Annotated in this window: 17 protein-coding genes; 10 read left to right on the top strand and 7 right to left on the bottom strand. The window is 64.2% G+C overall.

The window, feature by feature from the left end; translation table 11 throughout:
* Positions 1 to 65: 65 nt before the first annotated feature.
* Both VGM20_00315 and VGM20_00310 read right to left on the bottom strand, forming a co-directional pair.
* Complete coding sequence (locus VGM20_00315) at positions 66 to 1,730, bottom strand: M1 family metallopeptidase (protein HEY4099298.1); 1,665 nt, start codon at positions 1,728 to 1,730, stop codon at positions 66 to 68.
* Between the two features lie 77 nt (positions 1,731 to 1,807).
* Positions 1,808 to 2,197 carry a response regulator gene (locus VGM20_00310; GenBank protein HEY4099297.1) on the bottom strand — a complete coding sequence of 130 codons (390 nt, stop codon included), beginning with the start codon at positions 2,195 to 2,197 and terminating at the stop codon, positions 1,808 to 1,810.
* Positions 2,198 to 2,286: 89 nt separating this feature from the next.
* On the opposite strand from VGM20_00310, the gene tig reads away from it, so the two are divergent.
* The 10 genes from tig (at position 2,287) to VGM20_00260 (ending at position 15,284) form a co-directional block, all read left to right on the top strand.
* The gene (gene tig / locus VGM20_00305; protein HEY4099296.1) at positions 2,287 to 3,543 is read left to right on the top strand and encodes a trigger factor; all 1,257 of its coding nucleotides are present in this window, start codon (positions 2,287 to 2,289) and stop codon (positions 3,541 to 3,543) included.
* Positions 3,540 to 4,154, top strand: a complete 615-nt coding sequence (clpP, locus tag VGM20_00300; protein HEY4099295.1) for an ATP-dependent Clp endopeptidase proteolytic subunit ClpP — start codon at positions 3,540 to 3,542, stop codon at positions 4,152 to 4,154. The genes tig and clpP overlap by 4 nt, the downstream gene beginning before the upstream one ends.
* Positions 4,155 to 4,167: 13 nt before the next feature.
* Positions 4,168 to 5,421: an ATP-dependent Clp protease ATP-binding subunit ClpX gene (gene clpX / locus VGM20_00295; protein HEY4099294.1), complete on the top strand. Its 1,254-nt coding sequence runs from the start codon at positions 4,168 to 4,170 to the stop codon at positions 5,419 to 5,421.
* Complete coding sequence (gene yihA / locus VGM20_00290) at positions 5,418 to 6,023, top strand: ribosome biogenesis GTP-binding protein YihA/YsxC (GenBank protein ID HEY4099293.1); 606 nt, start codon at positions 5,418 to 5,420, stop codon at positions 6,021 to 6,023. Before clpX ends, yihA begins: the two co-directional genes overlap by 4 nt.
* Complete coding sequence (locus VGM20_00285; protein HEY4099292.1) at positions 6,020 to 6,661, top strand: hypothetical protein; 642 nt, start codon at positions 6,020 to 6,022, stop codon at positions 6,659 to 6,661. Before yihA ends, VGM20_00285 begins: the two co-directional genes overlap by 4 nt.
* Positions 6,658 to 7,503, top strand: coding sequence for an acyltransferase (locus tag VGM20_00280; GenBank protein HEY4099291.1), 846 nt, complete (start codon positions 6,658 to 6,660; stop codon positions 7,501 to 7,503). The genes VGM20_00285 and VGM20_00280 overlap by 4 nt, the downstream gene beginning before the upstream one ends.
* Before the next feature lie 423 nt (positions 7,504 to 7,926).
* Positions 7,927 to 12,459 (top strand): RHS repeat-associated core domain-containing protein, encoded by a 4,533-nt coding sequence (locus tag VGM20_00275; protein ID HEY4099290.1) that lies wholly within the window; start codon positions 7,927 to 7,929, stop codon positions 12,457 to 12,459.
* The gene (locus VGM20_00270) at positions 12,456 to 12,752 is read left to right on the top strand and encodes a hypothetical protein (GenBank protein HEY4099289.1); all 297 of its coding nucleotides are present in this window, start codon (positions 12,456 to 12,458) and stop codon (positions 12,750 to 12,752) included. The genes VGM20_00275 and VGM20_00270 overlap by 4 nt, the downstream gene beginning before the upstream one ends.
* A 218-nt stretch (positions 12,753 to 12,970) precedes the next feature.
* Positions 12,971 to 13,606: a hypothetical protein gene (locus tag VGM20_00265; GenBank protein HEY4099288.1), complete on the top strand. Its 636-nt coding sequence runs from the start codon at positions 12,971 to 12,973 to the stop codon at positions 13,604 to 13,606.
* A 73-nt stretch (positions 13,607 to 13,679) separates the two neighbouring features.
* A complete protein-coding gene (locus VGM20_00260; protein HEY4099287.1) occupies positions 13,680 to 15,284 on the top strand; it encodes a serine/threonine-protein kinase in 1,605 nt (534 codons plus the stop codon).
* A 58-nt stretch (positions 15,285 to 15,342) separates the two neighbouring features.
* Here the strand turns inward: VGM20_00260 and VGM20_00255 are convergent, their stop codons facing one another.
* The 5 genes from VGM20_00255 to VGM20_00235 all read right to left on the bottom strand — a co-directional run bounded on the left by VGM20_00255 (position 15,343) and on the right by VGM20_00235 (position 20,259).
* Positions 15,343 to 15,801, bottom strand: coding sequence for a hypothetical protein (locus VGM20_00255; protein ID HEY4099286.1), 459 nt, complete (start codon positions 15,799 to 15,801; stop codon positions 15,343 to 15,345).
* Positions 15,798 to 16,205 carry a hypothetical protein gene (locus VGM20_00250; GenBank protein ID HEY4099285.1) on the bottom strand — a complete coding sequence of 136 codons (408 nt, stop codon included), beginning with the start codon at positions 16,203 to 16,205 and terminating at the stop codon, positions 15,798 to 15,800. Before VGM20_00250 ends, VGM20_00255 begins: the two co-directional genes overlap by 4 nt.
* A 31-nt stretch (positions 16,206 to 16,236) precedes the next feature.
* On the bottom strand, positions 16,237 to 17,322 hold the full coding sequence (locus VGM20_00245) for a hypothetical protein (protein HEY4099284.1): 1,086 nt from the start codon (positions 17,320 to 17,322) through the stop codon (positions 16,237 to 16,239).
* A 162-nt stretch (positions 17,323 to 17,484) separates the two neighbouring features.
* The gene (locus VGM20_00240; GenBank protein ID HEY4099283.1) at positions 17,485 to 17,952 is read right to left on the bottom strand and encodes an NUDIX domain-containing protein; all 468 of its coding nucleotides are present in this window, start codon (positions 17,950 to 17,952) and stop codon (positions 17,485 to 17,487) included.
* Between the two features lie 45 nt (positions 17,953 to 17,997).
* Complete coding sequence (locus VGM20_00235) at positions 17,998 to 20,259, bottom strand: type II/IV secretion system protein (protein ID HEY4099282.1); 2,262 nt, start codon at positions 20,257 to 20,259, stop codon at positions 17,998 to 18,000.
* Between the last annotated feature and the right edge of the window lie 48 nt (positions 20,260 to 20,307).

Here is a 20,307-nt window from a genome sequence, read left to right as displayed (position 1 = left end):
GTGCCGCTGTCGAGGAGACGGTTGACGTCACGGCATCGTACACCGATCGCGAGGACCGATGCGGTTCACTCCGTTCCGGTTCCCGAGCCCACGTCGTGCGCCTTCACGTAGAAATTCTCGTCGACGGTGAACGGTGTTCCCGACGGCAGCGCAATCGGCGAATCCTTCCAGTCGGGCGTCGGATGGATCCACGAATAGCCGTTGCCGTTCAACGTCACGCGAACCGGCATGTCGAAGCCGGGGACGACGTCGACCCACCGGTAGGAGAGCTTGTTCCCCGCGATCCTGTATTCGAGCGTCGGAATCCTGGTGGTCGTGAGGTACTGATCGAAGACCTTGTCGAAATTCTTCCCCGCGAGCTTGTTGAATTCTTCCTCGAACGGCCGGGTCGACGCGGTCTGGTGCCAGAAATGGTGCTGCAAGCCGCGCAACACGTCGCGCCACTTGTCGTCGTTGTCGACGAGGTGGCGGATGGTGTGCAGCATGTTGCCGCCCTTGTAGTACACGTCGCCGGACCCTTCGACATGCATTCCCGAGTCGGGGATGATCGGCGAGTCATTCCGTACCAGGGAACGGGTGCCGATCACGTACTTCGCCCCGGCGTCCTTCCCCTGCTGACATTCGGTGTAGAGGTTCTCGGCGTAGTTCGCGAACGATTCGTGGATCCACATGTCGCTTGACGCGTTGCCGGTGATGTTGTTCCCCCACCATTCGTGCGCGCTTTCGTGCACGATGATGAAGTCCCACTTCAGACCGATGCCGGTCTTCGAGAGGTCGCGGCCGGAGTAGCCGTTCTTGTACTTGTTGCCGTAGGCCACGCCGCTCTGGTGCTCCATGCCGAGGTGCGGCGCTTCGACCAGCTTGTACCCGTCAGCATACCAGGGATACGGCCCGAACCAGTGCTCGAAGCACGACAGCATCGACTTCGCCTGCTGGAACTGCACCTTGGCAGTGTCGAGATGGAAGCTCAGCGGCCAGAAATCGAGCGTGAGATTCCCCGCCTCGCCCTTGAAGACATCGCTGAAATGGGCGTAGCCACCGGCGTTCACTTCCACGTCGTAGTTGTTGATCGGCTCGGTGACAAACCACTCGTACGTCGTGGTGCCGTCGCCGTTCCTGCGGGTGCTCCGCAGACGGCCGTTCGAGACATCCTGCATCGGATCGGGAACGGTGATGGCGATTCGCTGCGAATCGGGTTCGTCGGAGGCGATGTCCTTGTCGGGCCACCAGACCGACGCGCCGAGCCCCTCGTTCGCCGTCGCGACCCAGAGCCGGCCGAGCGAGTCGTGCTGCCAGATGAAGCCGCCGTCCCACGGCGGCCGGCGAGCGGCGACCGGCTTGCCGTGGTAGTACGCCGTCACCGTCCGCGTCGTCCCCTTCCGCTGCGGCGAGGTGAGCGTCACGAAGAAGGCGTTGCCGTCGCGGCGCGAGGTCAGCGTCTTCCCGTCCTGGACGACGCTGTCCATCTCGAGCGGCAGCTGCAGGTCGATCTGCATCTCCTGGGCGGGCGCCAGGACCTTGTAGGTGATCCCGTTCCAGCCGTGGATCGATGAATCGGCCGGGGAGACATAGGTATGGAGGTCGTAGAAAGTCGCATCCCACCACGAGCGGCCGGGGCCGTTGGCGGCGCGGAGAGTGTCGGCATGGGTGAACCCGCGGCGTGGCTGCTGCGCCACGGCCTGTGACGCGGCAGCAACGACAAAGGTGACGGCGAACAGAGCACGGCGCATGAAGAAGGCTCTCGAACGGGGATGGTTGGGGTTGGCGACAAGTGTAACGCCACGATTCACTCGCGGCGGGTGCAAACTCAGCTTCCGGTGGTGTCGGTGGGCCGGAGGAGCGCCACGCGGATCGCGTCGATCACCAGCCGAGGATCATCGAGCTTGCCGAGGAGCGGCACACCGAGCTGCTCAATCGGTACGTGGATTCGAGGGTCGCGGTTGGCGCCACTCAGGAAGACCACGCGGTTGCGGAGGTTGGGGGCTCGCTCGCTCAGGTGCTGGTAGAACTGCAGCCCGCTCATGCCGGGCATGAGGACATCGCTGACGACCGCGTCGGGAGCGCCGTCGCTGCGCAGCAGGTCGAGCGCCTGAAAGGCCGACTCGGCCTCGATGACGGTGTGGCCCGCCCGCTCGAACGCAAGCCGGAGCACGCGCCGGACTGACGCGTCGTCGTCGACAACCATGATGCGGGCCACAACGCAATAGAGCGCAATAGCCGGTAAACGAAAAGACCTTGTCGCCAGAGGGGCGCGAGGAGACCCGGAAATCGCTATTTTTTCAGGTTATGACAGGAATCACATACGAAACGAAAGCGGAAGACGTCGCATCCCGGGCGCTGCAAGTGACCGTCGATGCCGACCGCCTTGCCGCCAGCGAGCTCCGGGCAGTCCGCGAATATGCCCGCAAGGCGCGGCTCCCCGGCTTCCGCAAGGGACACGCCCCCGAACCGGTGATCCGGCGGCGCTTCGAACAGGAGATCCGCCAGTTCGTCCTCGAGGATGCGCTCCGCGAAAGCTGGGATACGATCCTCAAGGAGACCGAGGTCAGGCCGATCACCGAGCCACAGGTTCGGAACGTCTCCTTCGAGACCGGCAAGCCCCTCACCTTCGAGCTCCTGATCGAGGTGCGCCCGGAGATCACCCTCGCCACGACCGGCGGGTTCGCCCTCGCCCGCACCGTGCCGCCGGTCAGCGAGGCTGCGATCGACGAACAACTCCAGCGGCTGCGCGAGGAGCGCGGGAGCTGGAACCCGTTGAGCGGCGTGCGGCCCAAGCCCGGGAACCTCGTCTCTGTGACAGTGACGACGCTGGAAGAAGGGACCGAGCCGACCCCGGGCCAGCCGCACGACCTCATCCTGGGCCAAGGCCAGGCGATTCCCGAACTCGAAGAACGGATCATGGAACTGCAACCTGGCGAGACGGTCGATGCCGACGTTCGCTTCCCGGACGACCATACCGATGCCTCGCGCCGTGGCCAGCAGCGTCGCGTTCGGGTGACGTTGCACGAGGTGAAGGAGCAGGCTCTGCCGCCGCTCGATGATGCCCTGGCCCGCGAGCTCGGCGATTTTGATTCGCTCGCCGTCCTGCGGGAGCGGGTCGCGGACGATCTTCGAGCCGAAGCGGGCCGCCACGCCGACGAGGAGGTGCGGTCGGCACTGGTGCGCCAACTCGCCGAGGCAAACAACGTCCCGGCGCCGAACGTGATGGTCCACCGGTTGATGCATGCGTATGCCGAGTCGTACCGGATCGATCAGTCGCAGCTTGAAACGTTCGAACAGTCGTTCCATCCGATTGCAGAGGCGCAGGTCAAGCGGGAATTGGTGCTCGATGCGGTCGCGACGGCCCAGAACCTGCGTGCCACTGAGGCGGATATTGATACCCGCGTCGCCGCGATGGCAGCCGCTCGCGGGATGGAACCCGGCCAGCTCTACGCATCGTTGCAGCAGCATCATCGCCTGGCGGAAGTCGAGCGATCGATCACCGAGGAGAAGGTCTTCACCTGGCTCCTCCAGCAGTCCACCGTGACCGAGGAATCGGCGTGACCCACGCCTCCGTTTATCCGCCGTATATCATCGAGCGCTCCAGTCGGGGCGAGCGCACCTACGACATCTTTTCGCGGCTGCTCATGGACCGGATTGTGTTCATGGGTGCCGGGATCAATGACGACGTCGCGAACATCATCATCGCCCAGCTGCTCTTTCTCGAGGCCGACAATCCCGAGAAGGACATCTACCTGTACATCAACTCGCCGGGCGGGGTGGTGTCGAGCGGGATGGCGATCTACGACACGATGCAGCACCTGCGGGCACCGATCAACACGATCTGCATGGGGATGGCCGCGTCGATGGGGTCGTTTCTCCTCGCGGCGGGGACCAAGGGGAAGCGGGCCGCGCTGCCGCACTCCCGGATCATGATGCACCAGCCGTCGGGCGGCGCGCAGGGGACCGCGGCCGACATCGAGATCCAGGCGCGCGAGATTCTCTACCTTCGCGGCAAGATGCACGAGCTCTACGCCAAGCACACCGGGCAACCGGTGGAACAGATCGAACGCGACATGGAGCGCGACCGCTTCATGAGCGCCAACGAAGCAGTGGAGTACGGCCTCGTCGACACGGTATTCATGCCGCGCAAGGCTGTCACGATCGCGAGTTAGGGGCAATCGACCGATGTCCAACGACAAACACCTGCGTTGCTCGTTCTGCGGCAAGAGCAAGGATTCGGTCCGGAAATTCATCTCCGGTCCGTCGGTCTATATCTGCAATGAATGCATCACGCTCTGCAACGAGATCCTGGCCGAGGACGAAGAGCGCGAAGCGACAGAAGGGCAGCGCCCCGTTCCGTCGCCGCAGGAGATCAAGGACACGCTCGACCAGTATGTCGTCGGCCAGGAGCGCGCCAAGCGTTCACTCGCCGTGGCGGTCTACAATCACTACAAGCGGATCAACTCCGGTCCGCGCGACAGCAGCGAAGTCGAGCTGGAGAAGTCCAACATCCTGCTCCTCGGCCCGACCGGGACCGGAAAGACGCTGCTCGCCCAGACGCTGGCGCGGATCCTCGACGTTCCCTTCACCATCGCCGACGCGACGACGCTGACCGAGGCGGGATACGTCGGCGAGGATGTCGAGAACATCCTGGTGCGGCTGCTGCAGGCCGGCGATTTCAACGTCAACGAGTGCGAGCGCGGGATCGTCTATATCGACGAGATCGACAAGATCGCTCGCAAGTCGGAGAACCCGAGCATCACCCGCGATGTCTCGGGCGAAGGGGTGCAGCAGGCGCTGCTCAAGATCCTGGAGGGAACGGTTGCGTCGGTGCCGCCGCAGGGTGGCCGGAAGCATCCGCAACAGGAATACATCCAGATCAACACCCGCGACATCCTCTTCATCTGCGGCGGCGCCTTCGACGGCCTCGAGAAGATCATCGAGACGCGGATGGGGCGGTCGCGGATCGGCTTTGCATCGACCGAACCCGCAGTGACGTCGACTGCGGTCTTCGACGAGAAGCATCCGTACAGCTGCGCCGAGCCGGATGACCTCCTTCGGTTCGGGCTGATCCCCGAACTGGTGGGACGGTTGCCGGTGCTGGTGGCGCTCGAGTCGCTCGACGAAGACGCCCTGGTGCGGATTCTCGTCGAGCCGAAGAATGCGCTCACCAAGCAGTACCGGAAGCTCTTCGATCTCGAAGGGGTCGGCCTGACCTTCGATCCCGAGGCGCTGCGCGCCGCGGCACGCAAGGCGATCACGCGGCAGACCGGTGCTCGCGGGCTCCGCGCCATTCTTGAGCAGATGATGACCGATATCATGTTCGATCTTCCGAGCCGGCAGGACGTGCGCGAAGTCATCATCACACCTGAAGCGGTGACCCAGGGGACCTCGCCGATCGTCGTCACCGAACGCGCCCGTCAGAAGAAAGAGGCGTGACCGGCCCGCTCGCGACCGTCCCGATCGAGTTCATCGGGTCGTTTCCGGATCCCAACCATCCGCTCGATCCATCAGCGCCTGAATTCGCGCTGATCGGGCGCTCCAATGTCGGCAAGTCTTCTCTGCTCAACGCACTGGTGGGACGCAGGGCGCTGGCCCGGGTGAGCAGCACTCCCGGCAAGACGCAGCTGCTCAACATCTACCGCCTTCCCGCACTCTATCTGATCGATCTCCCCGGCTACGGCTTCGCCCAGGCGAGCCAGGCAGCCCGGCGCGAGTACCGCGTCCTCCTCGAACGACTGCTGAAGGAGCGGAAATCGCTGACGGGGGTGGTCTGGCTTCTCGATGTGCGCCACTCGCCGTCAAGCGACGACGTCGAGATGCAGACGCTGCTGTCGAGCTCGGCGGCGCCGGTGCTGGCGGTTCTGACCAAGGCCGACAAGCTTTCCCGCAGCGGACAGACGGCCGCACTCGAGGCGAGGAGCCGGGAGTTGGGGCTGGAAGCCGACCAGATCCAGTTGGTGAGCGCCCGCACCGGGCTCGGCATCGCCGACCTCGGCGCCTCTTTGCTCCAGGCGGCAACAGTGGGGGAGAATCGATGAAGATCGTACAACGCGCGATGGTGGTGTTCGCCGCGAGCATCGCAATGGCAGCGTCCGCAAACGCGCAGGCTGTGGTGACCGACACGTCGCGGACCGACAATCTGCCGATCGGGATGGGCCAGATGAGCCTGTCGAATGCCACGATCAACCTGATGAACGGCAATCTCGAAATCGTCTTCGTGCCGCTCGACGAACGGATCCTGCGGCTGCTTACCAAAGACTCGTACCTGGCGATGCAGCGCCTCGTCTCCGAGTACCGGACCCAGATCGATTCGGTGGGATCGCTCGATGGGGTGACCGATCCGGGAATTGCGCTGGTCTCGTTCCATGCGACCGCACAGAACACGCGCTTCGACCCGGCGCTCGTCACGCTGACGTTCCATGGCCAGCAGTTTCGTCCCGTCGGCTGGGTGCCGCTCTCGGCCGATTTCTCGAACCTGCAGCTCGACGTGCGCCAGCAGGTGCAGGCTTTGCTGCTCTACCGGCGCGACATCCCGGTGAAAGAAGCGTTCACCCTCTCATACCTCGCCGCGACGAACGACGACTGGGCGAATCGGCTGACCCGATTCGATTCGGAGCGCTCGCGCATTCAGGGGCGGGCCCGCCTGCATGCCGACACGAGCGGAGGACACCATTGATGGTCATGCTCCCGCTCAAGCAGGTCGACATTCCGGACCAGGCGCGCGCACTCCGTGACGCGTGGCTCTCCGATCTCGACCAGCGGCTCAACGCGCCGGGCGCCGACTGGAACGTCATCGCCCGCGACACGATCTTCGAGCTCGCCTATCCCGGACAGGGCGGGTGGGAGGAGCGCGCCGACGATGCGACGCTTCCGGCTGCGATGCGGATCGCGGTCGCAGCGTGCGATCCGCGCAACATCACGCTGGAGCCGGAGTACTACGGCGATGTCGATGCGGAGAAGTTTGCGCGAGTCAAGCCGATTCTCTGGCTCTGGTATTCGTTCGATCGCCTCCCGTGCGGCGGGCAGAATGTCGACCTGGGCGTCGAATTCCGGCGGATCCTGGCGCCGCTGCTCTTTGCGCGCGTCGGGACGAATTTCAAATGCTTCCAGCACGTCGAGTTCTCGTTCGGCTATCAGCTCGAGGTCGGCGACGACGTCGTGGTGCACCGGCACGTCCTGCTGGACGATCGCGGCGGGATCACGCTGGGGAATCGCGTCTCGATTTCGGATTACGCCAACATCTACTCGCACACGCACAGCATCGTGGAGCAGAAGGATGTGACGTCGATCCGGACGGTGCTGGAGGATGATGTGCGGGTGACGTACCACGCGACGGTGCTCGCGGGTGTTCGCGTGGGGCGCAACGGGATGGTAGGCGCGTCAGCGCTGGCGACGAAGGATGTGCGGCCGTACCACGTGCACGTGGGGATTCCGGCCAAATCGATCCGGGTGAAGCCGAATGCGCCGGCGGAGGTGTTCCAGACGCACCGGGATCCGGATCGGAAGCGGGAGAGCTGAGGGGAGTCAGGCAGCGGCGTCGAGTCGCGCGCTGAAGATGCGCTGCGAATGGGAGAACCCGGCAGAAATGCCGGGTTCTTGACGTTTTGGGACCGATGAATCGTGGAACTTTCGGGCGGGTTGACAGGGGGTCAGGAAGCGCGTAAATCTGGTCCGTTGTTTCGGTTTTTATTCGGTTACCCCCTGACCGAGGTTGTCCAGATGAAGCATCCCGTTTTGGCGCCGTCCGGCGCCGCCTTGACCGTCGCCTATCCGGCGGCGGCGCTCCACCACCCACCCCGGCCATTCCCAGGCTGGACGCAGTCCCCCCGGACCTCTCCCCCTGAGGACCGGGACCGCCGTTCTGGCGCGCTCCATCGGCGCCGGAACGGTGCCCACCTTTGGAGGCGAGTCGTCGGTGCGCTCTGCACTGGCGCACTCGCCATGGCGGCACATCTCACGGCAGGCGCCGCTCAGGTCCCGATCCGCCGGACGCCGCCACCGCCGGCATCGGGGTCGGTTGACGTCGAGCCAAAGGATGGCGGGCCAGTGGGCGTTTCGGCGAACGGGGGCGGCGAGGTCACCTTCACCGTCACCAACAACCGCGGCTTTACCACTACGTACACGCCCTCCTGCGATGGGACCGGCGTCGTCACCAGCTGCGGGACGACACCGGACGACAACATCACCCTCGATCCGCTCGCGAGTACCGACGTCACTGTTGGCTACTCGGTGACCGGAACCAGCGGCTCGGGGCAAGTCGTCCTGCACATGACCGGTATCGTGTCAGACTCCGGCTGGTACGATGTCAACATCGTGTCGCCGATCGCTCCGACGCTGACTCAACCGCGGCAGAACGATTCGGTCTTCAACCGGGCACATTGTCTGACGAGTTCGGCGGGAGTCGCAGACTGGTCATGCGGCGACGCCCTGCTGATGCTGAGCACGCCAGGGTACACCACGCTCGATCGCACTCGGCGGATGACACTGACGTATGCGTCCGCTACCGCTGCGCCTCAGCCACTCGTTGCCGCGAACGTGTCACTCGATCCGGGCGAACCGACACTCACGCGGATTACGGCCGTGCTCTCCGTCCACGACACCGTCCGTACAACTGCGACCTATTCGCCGTGGAGTGCCGGCGGCATTCGGCAGCTAGTGCTGGGTTGGAACGCGGGTTCGGCGCCCACGGGGGCTTATTCCTACACGCTCACCGTCTACGCGGTGGCGGGCAGTGACTCGATGGGGAGTTCGGTCAACGGCCTTCTACAAGTCGTGAACCGAAGCACCGGGAACTACGGTGCCGGCTGGGAGTGGCTTGGCGTGGAGCGCTTGGTGCTTCATCAGCCGGTAGGAACCGGACAGTCGCAAATCTTGTGGGTCGATGGTGATGGATCGAGCAAGTTCTATCATCAAATCAACAGCACGACATGGATCGCGCCGTCGGAAGCTTTCAAGGACACGATCAAGCTTGCGAGCGGCCAATACACGCGAACCCTTCCGCACGGAATCCAGGTCGTCTTCGATAGCACCGGACGACATATCCGCACCAGCAATCGGCAAACGCAGGTCACCACTTTCTTCTGGCGGAGCGCAACCCAGCTCGACAGTGTCCACGTGCCACCCGCCGGGTCTGGCGGTAGGACATTCGTGATGCACTACAATGGCTCGGGCTTCCTCGATAGCGTGCGCGTCGGCGGACGTGATGTGGCCGTGTCGACAAGCGGCGGCAAGATGACACTCTGGCATTGGCCCGACGGAACAGCATTCTCGTTCGACTCGACGACCGGTGGCCGGATAGGCAGGGCTATCAGTCCTCAAGGAGACACGACTGTCCTGCATTATGCTTCCAACGGGTTGGTCGATTCAGCGAAGGTTCTCTACGGGACTGCCACAAACGCGAAGACCGCGGTGACGACGTTTGCGCCGTGGCAGGCCGCCGGATACGTCGGCCAGACTCCCGCGGATACCTCAACGGCCGTCACGACCATTGACGGGCCGCCGAGTGGCGAGGGGTTCACGTCGATATTTCACGTCGACAAGTGGGGCGCCCCGATCGTGGAACGCGACGCCTACGGATCGATAACGACGTATAGTCGTGCGAACTCGGCGGTGCCGGCGATGCCGACACGGATTCTCTACCCGAATGGCCGCCGTCTGAATCTGGGTTATGACGCCAACGCCAATCTGACCTCCCTGCAGGACAGCACGACCGATGGGCTGTCGCCACGTACCACTTCGTGGCTTTATGGCGACGCCAACGATCTGTTCTCGCCAAGCCAGGTCACCGATCCATCGGGGCTCGTCACCAAGTATTTCTATAACTCGCTCGGTCTGACCGACTCGGTGATCGACCCGCGGAGCCATCACACGGTGTTCGGCTATGCCAGCTCGGACGATTCCGTCCGCGGACAGATCACCAGCGTGACCGATCGGAGCGTGACGACATGGATCCAGAGTCTCACCGCCGACCGTGACACTGACCTCGTGACGACCATCAATTACAACAGCACGGGAAACCCAGTCGAGGTCAAGAATCCTGCCGGCGGCGCGACGCTGTACTACTACGACGCCGCCGGCCGGATCACCTCATCCAGCAACCCGCTGCACTACCGGCTGTCCTACTTCTACGACTCGATGGATCGTGATACCCTGATGGCCTCAAATGGTGCGACGGATTCCACGGCGGCCGGGTGCCTCTCCAGCGAGTTCGTCTGCAACGATAACAATATCCTCAACAACCTCGCGTTCGATCCAGTGTATACGAAGCGCTTCTACACGAACGGATTGCTGAGTGAGGTGGATGACTACAGGAACGTCTCCCACAAATACCGGTACGATCCGCGAGGCCTGCTGATCGCCGACATCGACGAGCAGGGCGTCGCAGACTCGAATTTCTACGATAGCCGCGGCTTGATGACCAGCCGGAAGACGCGCAAGGGGCAAGTCTTGACGTTCAGCTATGACTCACTCGGTCGCGAAACCCGTTGGACGATGCCGATCGACAGTATTGTCATGTTCGGCGAATTCTATGAGACACCCGCCGACACGGTCACCAGCGCGTATGATGCTGTCGGGAACCTGCTCGTTCACCGAAGCACTCGCGGGGATATTACCCGCAGCTACTTCCAGAACGGCGACGTTCACACCGAAGCCATTCATCCGAACACCGCGCTCACCGGAGTGCGAGCGCTTGCGGCGGATTCGGTGCGCACTCACTACGATGCCGGCGGGCGCGTCGACTCGCTCCTCTGGCGCGTCGGCGACATCTGGCACTATGTGTACAAGAGCACAGGTGATCTCGATACCTTGGTGGCGAAGCTGGTGAACAGCGACAGCGTGCAGCGGCAACTGTACGAGTTCACCTGGGACCAGCTCGGCCGTCGGCAGACGATCGTCTATCCGTTCGATACCACAGCGCAGCTCAACGTGACGTCGCACTACGACCGTCTGGGCGTGCTGCGGGAGCTGGTATCTCGAGACACGGGATCGCTCATCCCGAACCGCTTCTACTTCACGATGGCGCAGGATAGCGTGGACGCCATGGGGCGCCCGCTGCATCAGACGATGAGCTGCCGCGACGGCGCGTTCTTCGCCGACTCGATGCCGGGCGACCCGTGCGGCGACTGGCTGCCGAGCGAAGCGATCACCCGGTACTTCCGGACCGGGGCGATCGCGGTCCAGACCCTCACCGGCCGCAGCGGTTCGATCACGACGACCGACAGCTTCACATACGATCCGTCGGGGAATCGCACCAAGCAGATTCATCTCGGCGGAATTACGCAGGTGATTACCAACATTTTTCCGGCCAACAGCAATCGGGTGGACAGCCAGGTGACGGTATCGTCACTGGGCACGTCGGTCCGCCACTATGAATACCTTGCCGATGGCAGCCGGTGGGCTGACTACCTTCAGGACGCGGTCCACACCGTGGCGGCGGACGTTTACGAGTACCAGTACGATGGTGCAGGCCGAATGGCCGGTGAAGGGCATGACTTCTTCACCGCGCCCAACACCTGCGGCTACGATCCCGACGGCCGCACCTTCGAGCCGTGCGGCCGCGGGCCGGTCGTGTTCCTGGGCGACAACGTCGTCCGTGATCCCGACAACTTCTGGACCTATGTCCCGGCGCCTGGGCTCGACGAGCCGCTCAGCGCCGTACGGCGGATTACCGGCAATGTGCAGCAGGCGCAGCTCTTCCTGGTCTCGGATGGCCTCGGCCAGTTGCTGGCAATTGGTGACTCGATCGGGGCATTCAACACAACGTACGAAGGACCACAATCGTACGCCCCCGGCACATGGGCCACGTCGGGGATCACCACCCGGGCGCAGACCTTTGATCCGCGGCGGGTAGCGATTGACTCCACGGCGAACATCTCCAGCTTCCGCACGCGGCAGTATGATCCGGCGACTGGGACGTGGCTGCAGGAGGATCACGCGGGAATCGCGGGCGGAGGTAACCTCTATCAGTACAACGGGAATGACCCCAACAGCTTCACAGATCCGTTTGGCCTGTGCCCGCCACGCGACAGTTCGGCCTGTACCGTCGGAGACATCTTGACCGGAACGGTCTCCGCAGGATTTCAGGGAGGAATCTCGATATCGAGCGGATTAGTCGGAGCCTATGCCGAAGGCTCGGTTGGGGGCGTGGCTTCGATTGACCTCTCTGCAAAATACCCCGCCGAATTGACGGTCAGCAGCGGCTCGCCGAAGATCGAGTTCGGCGCGGAGGTTGTCGGACAGAGGGGCGGCGTAAAGTTGGATTTGGCGAAGTCGCCCGAGTTGACGGGAGCGCTCCGCGCAGGGAGTCAGGACTTGGGTGCCGAGCATCGAGAGCAGTTGCATGGCAAGAGCACGACAATTGGCGTAGCCGTCGGGCTTGGCTTCGACGTGACAATCAATTGGACTGCGCTTCGGGCAGTCGCAGCTCGCGCTGTCCATCAAGCTCAAACACTGATTCGGAGCACTCTACCATGATCCACAGTGGAAAACGCATCGCCATTCTAGGGATGGTTGCCTCCCTGGTCGGCTACTGCGCAATTCGTCTTTCGAGTAATCAGTGGCAAAGCCTGCCGACACAAGCACAATACGCGATCGCATCGATCGGGTTAGTCGGTGTCGTGTGCTCGCTGTGGTCGTGGTGGCTCGCGTTTGTCGATTGGTATCGAAGTAAGCCGCGCTCTTTCATTTTGGGGATTGCCTTAGCGCTGCTAAATGCGCCATTTGCTTGGATCTATTGGATCTTCGACCTCGGCGAGCCACATCGATGATGCATCGCGAGGCGAAGAGTTGCCGTCGGCCTGCAGTTCGGGGTTCGGCGGCAACTCCGCGACCGACGCGAACTGGCCATCCTGCACCACGAGCTGACACAGGGAATTCGAATCGAGTGACGAAGGATCTTGTTGAATCCTACGGATCAGATTGGGCACCAGGCAGATTCATCATAGGTGAGCATTTCGGCGCCCTGCCAAGTGCAGGAGACAGACACATGAACACGTCAAAACCACCAGACGAACATTCGATCAATGACCAACGCGCTGCAATCGAGCACCTGCTCGAGCAGTTGCCAGCCACGAAACACGCCATACGCCTGCGCGCCGCCCTGCTTCGGGAAGCGGCTCGGGCAGCCGCACAGCGTGACTCCGTGACGCTTGAGCGACTCCTTCGCGAGGTCACCACCCTGTGCGAGTCACTCGGCATCGCGTCGGGAGGGGCGATCTCTCGACCACGCCCGACCGCGGATCCAGCTGACGCTGTTATTCAGCATGCCCAACATCATCCGCCGCCAGTAATTCGTCGCGCGGCTGGTCCCGGACTTCCTGAATGGGGCCAGCCGCAGCGGTCACGATCCGCCAGTTGGCGTCGCCCGCAAGCTCCGATCACCTATCCCTACGGCGATCCGCCGACCGGTCCAGACACCCGGAAGCCCGCCTCTGACATTCTGCCGTCACCGCCGCTCTCATCGATGCCATTGAGTCGCCGGAATACGGTTCACGCAATTCGCTACCAGCGCTACGAAGAAGCCGACGCCCGCATGGACGCCCTGCAGCGCATCGGGCATCTCGATCGCTGCGGCGCCGACGACGATCAACCGGTCTGGGCTTGGCCGTACCAGCCGGACTAGAATCGTCGAGAACAGTCGGCTCGCTCTGCCACCTTGCGCCCCTCCGCGCGCCGCTGTCGATTTCGGCCTCCTGATGCCAGCCACCAGCACCCTCGACCAGGTCCGCGCCCGCTTGGGCGACCGCTATGCCGTCGACCGCGAACTCGGTCGCGGCGGGATGGGCGCGGTCTACCTCGCACGCGACGTGCAGCTCGACCGCCCGGTCGCGCTCAAGGTCCTGCCGCCCGAGTTCGCCGCTGATCCGTCACTTCGCGAACGCTTTCTCCGCGAAACCCGGGTCGCCGCGTCGTTCTCGCATCCCAACATCGTTCCGGTCTACGCCGTCGAGGACCGCGACGGGCTCCTCGCCTTCGCGATGGGGTACGTCGAGGGTGAATCGCTCGCCGAGCGGGTGAAGCGTGCCGGACCGCTGGATATCCGGACGATCGTGCGGGTGCTGCAGGACATCGGATACGCTCTCGCCTACGCGCACGGCCGGGGGGTGGTGCATCGCGACATCAAGCCCGACAACATCATGATCGAGCGCGCCACCGGCCGCGCCCTGCTGATGGACTTCGGAATCTCGCGACCGATCACGTCGACCGCCGCCGCGCCGGGGCTCACCCGCGTCGGCGAGGTTGTCGGCACGCCGGAATTCATGAGCCCCGAGCAGGCGTCCGGCGACACGGTCGACGGCCGCACCGATCTCTATTCGCTCGGCCTGGTGGCGCTGTTTGCGCTGACCGGCACGAAGCCGATCACCGGGACGTCGACGCAGCAGATCATCGTCAAGCAGCTCACCGAGGTGCTGCCGCCGGCGTCGACGCTTCGCAGCGGGATCCCCGCGGCGCTCGGTGACTCAATCGATCGCTGCGTCGCCAAGGCGCCGGACGCCCGGTTCCGCACCGCCGAAGCGCTGGTCGACGCGATCGACGCCGCCCAGCTCGCCGCGCCGGAAATCCCGCTCCCGATCCGCCTGTTCGCGCAGGATCTCGGCACGCTGTCACTGGTCGCGTTCTTCCTTCTGATCATGTTCCCGCTCATCGCGCGAGGAATGTCGGCTGGCGGACTCTTCGACGCCGCAATCCCGGTCCTGCTCATCACCGCGGTGATCATCACCCGTGCGATGATGAGCTTCTCCTCGGCGCGCCGCCTTGCGGCCGACGGTTACAGCGCCGACGACATCCTCAAGGGGATGCGCGCGGTCGCCGAGGAACGTCTGGTGGTGCGGGAAGCGTATCGCGCCAATCCGGCAGTGCTGGCGCACCGGAAGAAGACGCTGCGGATCGCGTCGGTGATGGTCGTGACGGCGGTCGTTCTCGTTGTGGTGGTTGCGAGGAGCGCAGTCAAGGCCGGGCCGGCGCGCTACCACGTCGGCCTCCTGGGATTGATCGCGTTGGTCGTGGCGGTGATCTGGTTTGGCGTGGGAATGATGTTGCTGCTTCGCAGTCCGTTCCGCGCGCCACCCGGTGACCGGATCTTTGAAACGGTCTGGCTCGGTCCGCTCGGACGAGGATTCGTCCGCCTCGCCGCGCGGAATGTCCCGCGCACCACGACGCCCGCGCGTGCAGTGCCGGCAGCGGCTGCGGTGCCCGCCGCGACCGCTGCACCATCCGCCATTGCGCCGGCGCCGGCCGCCCAGGTTGACCGGCTCGCTGAACTCGAGGCACGACTGGCGGCGCTCGAAAAGAAGGATTGAGCGCGGACGGTACGAGGGCATACCTCGTGACAGGGATGCCCTCGTCACGTCACTGGAGCTACTGCATTCCCTTCGCCGTCGCGTCATCTCTCCCGATATACGCCGGTCCGAAGCTTTCGCTCTGCTGCGCCTTGTGGAGACTGGCGGCGGTCACCAACCGGCGCGCCGACTCGGGGGCGTTGTCGCAGAGTCGTGCCTCGCCGACGTGCGACCCATCGGGGCCGAGGACCGCTTCGTCCTCACCGCAGAGCTTCATGGCGCATCCGTATGGTTCGCGCCAGATCCCGTCGGCGGCGCAGCCTTCGAACTGCTGGACGCCGTCAAACGCCTCGTAGCAGGCATACCCCGACGCACTCCCGTCGGAGCCGGTGCTCCAGTAGCAGTGCCAGGTGCACACGACCGGCGTCATCATCTGCGGGGCGGCACCCCCTGCTCGAACCTGGGCTTGCAGGGTGCGGGGACCGAGCGCGACGGTCAGGCACGCGACTGCAGCGAGGGCGACTGCGAACTTCTTCATTGCGTTCTCCTGGCAAAGGTGGTGGAAACGGTGACGGACCAATCAGGGTCGCCACCGGCGGAGCGCGAGGTCTGCAGCGCAACTGCAACGGCGTGATCGAGCTGGCAGGCGGGTGCCGCGGCGAGGACCACGCCATCGGACATGGTCAGCGTCGCGACATGACAATTGCTGAGCGAGCAGCCGGCGTCGGTGTTCGACGTGCATGCCTTGAACGTGGTATCGGTGCCCGTGTTCTCCTGGCAGCCGTCGAACTTCGGACCGTTGTCACCCATCTGGAAGGTTGCGCAGCCGAAGTTGCAGAGATTGCTCTGCATCAGGGGCTGCATCCGGCCCGGCGCTATTGTCTGCGCTCCGAGCGCGCAGGGAACGAGGACCGCCAGTGCGGCGGCGATGCGTGCGATCATGGATCGACTCCTTGGGTTGGGGGTGTGTGGTTTACTGCGGAGTTCGGGCAAACGTGACCGACCAGATGCCGTCGACATCATCCCTGGAGCCTGACGCCCACAGGGTATTGCGCGTCGCGTCGTAGCCGAACCCGGAGATCTCGGTGAGCGGCTTGGGGAGCGGCGTCTCGGCGATCCGGCGTCCGGTGCGGCGGTCGAGCAGGTCCCAGACGACATGCGCTTCCTTGGGAGTCGCGATCCGCCGCCCGGTGAGGATCCAGTTCTGGCCGATATCGATCGCGCGGAGCGGGTACACGATCGTCGCATCCGGGTTCCGCCGAATGGTCACGGTCTCCTTGTCTTCGGTGATCGACACCGCCGAATCGGCACCCATGATCAGCGTCTCGGGCCCCGGAATCACTCGCACCAGCGTGCCATCGAGACGAAACTCCGAGATGTCCCAGGGAACGCGGCGGGTGTAGTAGAGATTGCCGTTGGCCGCGACGGTGACGACGCCAGCGCCCCAATGGTCGATCTTTTCACGGACGGAATACGCCGGGAGCCGGCCGAAGGCGCGGACCAACTGCATCGGAGTGCCGCTGCCGACCCACTTGAAGAGATGGAGCGCGCTGTCGCGGGCAGGAGAGGCAATCGAAGTCACACCGCAGAAGACCACACGATCCTCGCCCAGCGCGACCATGTTGTCGACCTGCCGGAAGAAGTACGGCAGGGCGGCGCGACCGGTGAAATGACCGGCGGCATCGAAATGCGATAATTGCTGAGACTGGAAATCCCACACCCACATCGCCTGTGATGGTGTGAAGGCGACGCGGTAGGGTGCGCGGAATTCGCCGGGTCCTTCACCATTGCGGCCGATTTCGACCCAATGATCGGGATTGCGGACGAGACAGTGAATCATCTTTTCGCTGAAATCCGCGGCGCAGATTCGTCCATCGCGGCCAATGGCGCCGTCGAGGAGGTTGCCGACGCGATCCGAGTCGGTCTGGAAGGACGCGCTCGCGATGTGCAGCGGGAAGTGTGGATCGAGCGCGACCTGGGCGCGCGCGTTTCCCGCGAAGAGGATCACTGCGCCGGCGGCTGCGCACACCACCAGGGAGTTGGGGGAGATGGCTCGCATCGGGCTCGCTCTGAAAGATTGTCGATACACACGGACGACGGCGACCACCGAATCGTGTGGCGCCGGAGGTCATAGCACGTTACGTGAGAATTGGGATGCGGCAAGGCGAACAAATTGTCAAATGAAGGGAGAACGGATCAGATATTCTGTTTACGGATCTTTTTAACGCACGCGGAGGACCTCCTCCAGTATTCCCGCGCCGCCGCTGCCCAGCAACGCGATCGCATCGTCAAGCGCGCGGCGCGCGCGCGGCCACGTCAGGCGCTCGCGCGCCGGGTCGGGCTTCATCCAGAGCAGTGTGTCGTGCTCGTCGCTGAGGCGGACGACGGCGTCGCCGGCAAGGAACGCCACGAAGACGGGAATCATTGCAACCCGGTCCTCGGTGTGCAGATAGAACTGCTCGACGCGGCTGAGATTGTACAGCGCCAGCGGATGGCACCCCGTTTCTTCATGGAGTTCGCGCACCGCCGCGTCGACGGGCGACTCGCCGGGATCGATCTTTCCATGCACCCCTTCCCAGGTGCCTGCACGGACGCCACGCGGTGCGCGCCGGAGGAGCAGCACTTCGAGCTCCTCACCGCGCCCGCGCAGGACGTAGACATCAACCAGGGAAACGGATACGGTCGTCATGACATTCCATTGACGGATCAATGGATTCTGCCGGCACCGCCGTGGCTATCTGCCCCGGCGTGCCAGCGTCGCTTCGAGACGGGCCGAGAGCGCTTTCGGCCGGAACGGCTTGGAGAGGAAATCGGTGGCGCCTAGCCGGAGGACCTTCACCTCGTTGTCCTCATCGCCGCGGGCCGAGAGGATCACGACGGGAAGGTGCTCGGTCCGTGGATGGGCGCGGAGCTTCTGCAGCACGGTGTAGCCGTCGATGTTCGGCAGGTTGAGGTCGAGCAGGACGAGGTCGGGGTTGTGCCGGTCGACCTGTTCCATCGCTTCGGCACCGTCGCGCGCCTCGCAGATGTGATACCCCTCCTGCTCCAGCAGATCCTTGATCACCCGTCGCAGCGACTCCTCGTCCTCGACGAGCAGGATCGTCGCGCGCGACGGCTTGGCCTGATCGGCCGGGGCCGGCGCTTCCGGCTCATCGACCAGTTCGAGCCCGGCAAAGAGTTCGTCGGTGCTGTGTTCGTCGGTGGTCTCGATGTCGGTGCCGGCCGGCGAGGCGGTCGAGGAGGTCTGCTTCCCCTTCCCCTTCGCCTTGCCGCGTCCCTTGGCGGGTGGCGCGTCGTGGCTCTGCGGGACATCGGTGACGCGGAGCAGTTCGTCGATCGAGGTGTGCCCGTCGATCAGATGCCGGAGTCCGCATTCGAAGAGGCTCCGCATGCCGTGTTCCTGCGCCGCGCGGCCGATCTGGTCGGCGTTGGCGTTGTTGCCGACGAGGCGCTCGAGATCGGGGTTCATCGCCAGGATCTCGACCACCGAGAAGCGGCCGCGATAGCCGGTCTGCGAGCATTGGCCGCAGCCGACCGCTTTCCAGAGCTGGGCATCACGCGACAGGAACGGACGGAGCCGCTCCGGTACCTCGGTGTGCGCCTGCTCGACACGGCACGAGGGGCAGAGCTTGCGCATCAGCCGCTGCGCAATCACGCCGCGCAGTGCCGCGCCGATCTTGAACGCTTCGAGCCCCATGTCGACGAGACGGGTCACCGTGTTCGGCGCATCGTTGGTGTGCAGCGTCGACAGGACCAGATGGCCGGTGAGTGACGCCTGCACTGCGACCTGTGCCGTCTCGATGTCACGAATTTCGCCGACGAGGACAATGTCGGGGTCCTGGCGGAGGATCGACCGCAGTGCGGCCGCGAAGGTCAGTCCTGTCTTCTCGTTGGTCTGCACCTGGACGACGTTCTTGCCGAGGCGGTATTCGACCGGGTCCTCGACGGTGACGATGTTGATCCCTTCACCTTCGATGGTGCGAATGCACGAGTAGAGGGTGGTCGTCTTTCCCGACCCGGTCGGGCCGGTGCAAAGAAGAATCCCTTCCTTGCTGTTGAGGAGCCGCTTGATCAGCGTCTGCTCGTCGTCGTAGAGGCCGAGCGAATCGAGCGACAGCATCGTCGACTGGGTGTTCAGGATCCGGATGACGACCTTTTCGCCGTGCGTCGCGGGGAGCGTCGACACGCGCAGGTCGACCGGGTTCCCCTTGATCTCGACGCGCGCGCGCCCGTCCTGCGGCCGCAGCCGGTCTGCGATATCGAGTCCCGACATGATCTTGATGCGCGAGATCAGCGGCGTGCCGGCCTTGCGGGGAATCGTCATCGCATGGCGGAGCACGCCATCGATGCGGTAGCGCACCACGACGGCCTGCTCGCCCGATTCGATGTGGATGTCGCTCGCCCGGCTGGTGACACCGTCGTCGAGGAGGACGTTGACCAGCTTGATGATCGGCCGCGAACTCGCTTCTGCCGCGGCGGCATCGGCGTCCATCTCGTCCTGCTCGTCTTCGACGGTGCGGACGTCGGCCGCTTCCATCCCGGTGAGGATGTCCTTGACGCTCCCCTCGCGACGGGCGGCACCGTAGAGCTGGTCGAGCTTCTCGCGGATCCGCGGCGGCGAAGCGAGCAGCATCCGCACTTCGCGTCCGGTGGCAAAGGCAAGCGCCTGCTCGGCGCCGATGTCGAACGGATTGCTGGTCGCGACCTCGAGGAGGACGTCGTTGACCGTGAGCGGCACGATGCTGTAGCGACGGGCCAGCGGCTCGGGGACGGCGTCGCGTGCCGCTTCGCCGGCCAGCTTGAGATCGGCGATCGGGAGCTTGCAACGGGCGGCAACGGCGTCCAGGACCTGCACCTCGGTCAGGAGGCGGGCGTCAAGAATCCGCTCCCAGAGAGAGGTGGATGATTCGCGATCATTCTGCAGCCGCTCCAGCTTCTCCACCGGGACGAGCGGCCCGAGGACCACGGCTGTCCATTCGTCGTTGTAGTTACGCACGAGCCCCTTCGATACGGGTTTCCAGCCGGTTCATTGCAATCTAGGTGC

The organism is Gemmatimonadales bacterium (genome assembly GCA_036500345.1).
Taxonomy (GTDB): Bacteria; Gemmatimonadota; Gemmatimonadetes; order Gemmatimonadales; family GWC2-71-9; genus Palsa-1233.
This window is presented reverse-complemented; position numbering and strand designations above follow the sequence as displayed.

Coding starts and splice junctions, on each gene's coding strand:
- VGM20_00275 (HEY4099290.1), top strand. CDS start 7,927: ATGGCGGCACATCTCACGGCAGGCGCCGCTCAGGTCCCGATCCGCCGG.
- VGM20_00270 (HEY4099289.1), top strand. CDS start 12,456: ATGATCCACAGTGGAAAACGCATCGCCATTCTAGGGATGGTTGCCTCC.
- VGM20_00240 (HEY4099283.1), bottom strand. CDS start 17,952: ATGACGACCGTATCCGTTTCCCTGGTTGATGTCTACGTCCTGCGCGGG.
- clpX (HEY4099294.1), top strand. CDS start 4,168: ATGTCCAACGACAAACACCTGCGTTGCTCGTTCTGCGGCAAGAGCAAG.
- VGM20_00285 (HEY4099292.1), top strand. CDS start 6,020: ATGAAGATCGTACAACGCGCGATGGTGGTGTTCGCCGCGAGCATCGCA.
- VGM20_00245 (HEY4099284.1), bottom strand. CDS start 17,322: ATGCGAGCCATCTCCCCCAACTCCCTGGTGGTGTGCGCAGCCGCCGGC.
- VGM20_00260 (HEY4099287.1), top strand. CDS start 13,680: ATGCCAGCCACCAGCACCCTCGACCAGGTCCGCGCCCGCTTGGGCGAC.
- VGM20_00315 (HEY4099298.1), bottom strand. CDS start 1,730: ATGCGCCGTGCTCTGTTCGCCGTCACCTTTGTCGTTGCTGCCGCGTCA.
- VGM20_00250 (HEY4099285.1), bottom strand. CDS start 16,205: ATGATCGCACGCATCGCCGCCGCACTGGCGGTCCTCGTTCCCTGCGCG.
- VGM20_00265 (HEY4099288.1), top strand. CDS start 12,971: ATGAACACGTCAAAACCACCAGACGAACATTCGATCAATGACCAACGC.
- VGM20_00255 (HEY4099286.1), bottom strand. CDS start 15,801: ATGAAGAAGTTCGCAGTCGCCCTCGCTGCAGTCGCGTGCCTGACCGTC.
- tig (HEY4099296.1), top strand. CDS start 2,287: ATGACAGGAATCACATACGAAACGAAAGCGGAAGACGTCGCATCCCGG.